Annotated in this window: 1 protein-coding gene; it reads right to left on the bottom strand. The window is 58.9% G+C overall.

Annotated features, from left to right (window positions below):
• Window positions 1–141: 141 nt before the first annotated feature.
• Window positions 142–1,569 (bottom strand): ISNCY family transposase, encoded by a 1,428-nt coding sequence (locus NCS02_RS36110; RefSeq protein ID WP_175983324.1) that lies wholly within the window; start codon window positions 1,567–1,569, stop codon window positions 142–144.
• Between the last annotated feature and the right edge of the window lie 104 nt (window positions 1,570–1,673).

Below are 1,673 nucleotides of genomic sequence, written 5' to 3'. Positions count from 1 at the left end.
TGTCAAAGCAAAATTGAAATGTCGTACCACCGGCTAAATACAGATGTCGTGTTTTTGATGTGTGATTGGCTCTGTTTTCAACGGTTTGAATCCACGTAGTCTTGAAGATTGTCTTGATCCGACCGGGGCGTTTCAGACTGTTCAGCGAGTGCGAGCAGACCGTTGGCCAGGTGTTGAGGGCGTCTTGGATTGCTGCGCCACCTGCACGATTACTTGATCCAGATCGGCTCGGGTGAATGCGCGCGACTTCTTCGTGCCGGGCAAGGGCTTGGGAGTGCGCACCGCGGCACCTCGGTTTGTGCGAGACGGCGAGCCTGAGATCCGACGGTTATCGCGCTGCGCCTGTAACGCTCGCGCGACCTGCAACGCATGACCAAGACGCTTGTTCTCGATTATCGCGCCTTGGTCAATGTCGGCGAGCTTGTCATACGGCACAGCATGCAGCACGCTGCCGTCAGCGCGGATTTCGAGGCGCCCATCTGGGTATTCCCACACGTCGATGTAGCGGCCGATCAGCCTGCGATTCGCTGCCGTGTCATCGAGCAGCCAGAGTACGCGGTCGTTCAGCAACGTCAGCGCATCCGATACCTTACGCTGTACCCGCCAAGTCAAAACCGCGTCGAGATTCTCGTCATCGCGCAGCGGCCGGTGGGCGTCGTACGCGCTTCTTGGCGGCTTTGCGAAGCGCGCGTTATAGGCCGCCATGAAAACGCAGGCAAACGCGTTTGCAGCTGCAATGGTGCTGATATCACGCAAACGCAGCTCCTTCACCAGGCGATCCTGCAGCGTCAGATGAGCCCGTTCGACGCGTCCCTTGGCGGGGCTGCTGTTGGCGCAAAATGTGTCGATGTTGAGCTCGTACATTGCACGACCAAACTGGGTGACGCCTTTGCCCGCCGTCTCCTCGCGCTTGTGGACGTAGAACACGCTCGCGCGGTCGCTATAGAATGCCACCGGCTTACCGTGGCGTTCGAGATACGCGCGCGTCGCCTCGAAATAACTGAAAGTCGATTCGGTCGGTGCGAAGTGCAAGTGCATCAACCGGCTCGTCGCGTCGTCGACAAAGACCAGCAGTGAGCAGGCGGGTCCCCGGTCTTCAAACCAGTAATGATCGCTGCCGTCGATTTGTACGAGTTCACCGAAACAGGCTCGTCGGGCACGCGGCTGGTAGACCTTCGGCGGACGTTGCTTGCGCGGCACCCAAAGGCCGGCATCCGTCATCAGGTGCCGCACGGTTTCCTTCGACAGCACGAGGCCATGGCATTCACGCAGCTTCTCGCATGCCAGCGTCGGTCCGAAATCCAAGTAGCGCTCGCGAATAAGGGTCAGCGCACGTAAGGCCAAGCCTTCGTCAAGCTTCCGATTGCCCGGCTTGTTCCGTTTGCGTGATGTAAGGCCCGCCGCGCCCGACTCGCGATATCGCCACACCAGCCGCTCGACTTGGCGTACCGTCACGCCGAGACGCTCCGCGGCTCGACCGGGTTTGAGTCCCATATTCACCACGGCTTGGATGACCTTCAGACGGTCGAGTTCGCGCATGTTCAATGTCACCAACGTTGCTGGCTTCATGGACGGCTCCTGCAGTGGTGCAGTCAGTCGCCAGCTTGCCAGTGGTCGCAAAAACACGACATTTGTATCTTGCTAGAACACGACATTCTCATGTTGCTCCTACA

Origin of the sequence: Caballeronia sp. NCF2 (genome assembly GCF_023631205.1) — a bacterium.
Classification (GTDB): Bacteria; Pseudomonadota; Gammaproteobacteria; order Burkholderiales; family Burkholderiaceae; genus Caballeronia; species Caballeronia zhejiangensis.
The sequence above is the reverse complement of the archived record's forward strand: the minus strand, read 5'-3'. Positions and strand labels throughout refer to the sequence as shown.

Bases quoted from the DNA above. Each gene is read 5' to 3' on its own strand.
- NCS02_RS36110 (WP_175983324.1), bottom strand. From the start codon at position 1,569: ATGAAGCCAGCAACGTTGGTGACATTGAACATGCGCGAACTCGACCGT.